This window comes from Arthrobacter sp. P1_A5 (assembly GCF_056406825.1).
Genome location: NZ_JBFTZL010000346.1, coordinates 1 through 1352, shown reverse-complemented (window position 1 = coordinate 1352; position 1352 = coordinate 1). Strand labels below are relative to the sequence as shown.

At 74.1% G+C, this 1352-nt stretch carries 1 pseudogene; it reads right to left on the bottom strand.

Annotation, left to right across the window (positions count from 1 at the left end):
- Positions 1-1352: pseudogene (locus tag AC1D1S_RS21165) on the bottom strand (chromosome segregation protein SMC); the annotation flags it as partial.

The window sequence follows — 1352 nt, the reverse complement described above, 5'->3', positions numbered from 1 at the left end:
TCCCGGTGCTCCGGGGAAGGTTCCTGCTCCGCGGGGGCCTCTGAGGCCGCGGCGAGCCGGGCCGCCACCGCGTCCAATGCACCTTGTTCGCTGACAATCTGGGCCTCAGCCCTGGCCAGGGAGGCGGCCAGCCGCTCACTTTCGGCGACGGCGCTGCGCAGCACCGCGTTCAGGTGGCCCAGGCGTTCGGCGACGGCCGCGAGTTTCGCGTCGGAATCGTGGAGTTTCGCGAGGGCCGCGTCGGCATGGTCCTGGGCTTCAGCGCGCCGGGTCCGGGCGGTGGAGAGGGCGAAGCGGTTGCGTTCGAGCGCGGCGGTGACGGCAGCCAGCTTCGACGCGGCGTCGTCGACGGCGGCCTGGACTTCCAGCAGCGACGGCGCCGACGCGGACCCGCCGGTCACGGTCAGCGCCGTGAAGACGTCCCCGGTCCGGGTCACGGCGGTCAGCTCGGGACGCGCGGCGATCAGCTGCGCCGCGGCATCCAGGTCCTCGACGACGGCGATGCCGGCCAGCAGGGCGGGCAGTGGCAGGCCGGCGGYGTCCGGTGCCGCAGCCGACACAAGATCCACAAGATCCACAGCCCAGCGCGCGCCCGCGGGAAGCGTGCTGCCGCCGGCTAATGCATCGGCCGAAAGCGCATCGGCCACCGGCGGCGGGGACCCGGCCGGGGGGCCGGCCAGCAGCAGCGCGGCACGGCCGGCGTCGTCCGCGCGCAGCAGCCGCACGGCAGCGGCGGCCGCCTGCTGGTCCCGGACCACCACGGCGTCGGACGCGCTGCCGAGTGCGGCGGCGACGGCGGCCTCGAATCCGGGATCCACGGTGATCATGGATGCCAGCGATCCCAGGACCCCGTCGGCCAGGTCCCCGGCTGCCGCGCCGAGCACATGCCCGGAGCCATCTTTGCGGTTCAGGCCCAGCTGGAGGGCATCGCGGCGGGCCATAAGGGCGCCGCGTTCCCGCTCGCCTTCGCGCTCGGCCGCCTTCAGGGCGTCAATTTCGGCGATGATGGTTTCGAGGGCCTCGCTCGCGGCCTCGTAATCGGCGTCGAGCGATTCCTCGCCGTCTTCGACCCCTGCGACCTGCGCTTCCAGGGCTGTGAACTCGCTGTGCGCCTGCCGTCGGCGCTCCTCGCCGGCCTTTTGCGATTCGCGGAGACGGCCGAGCTCGGACTGGGCAGACTCGACGCGGGACCGTGCCGCGCCGACCTGCCCGGCGAGCTTGGCCAGGCCTTCACGCCGGTCCGCGGCGGCCCGGAGCAGGGCCGCGAGCCGCTTGTCCTCGGCGGCGGCGGCCTGTTCGGCGTCGTGTTTGGCGGCTGTCGCGGCGTCCAGGGCCTCGGTGCGGTCCAGGAT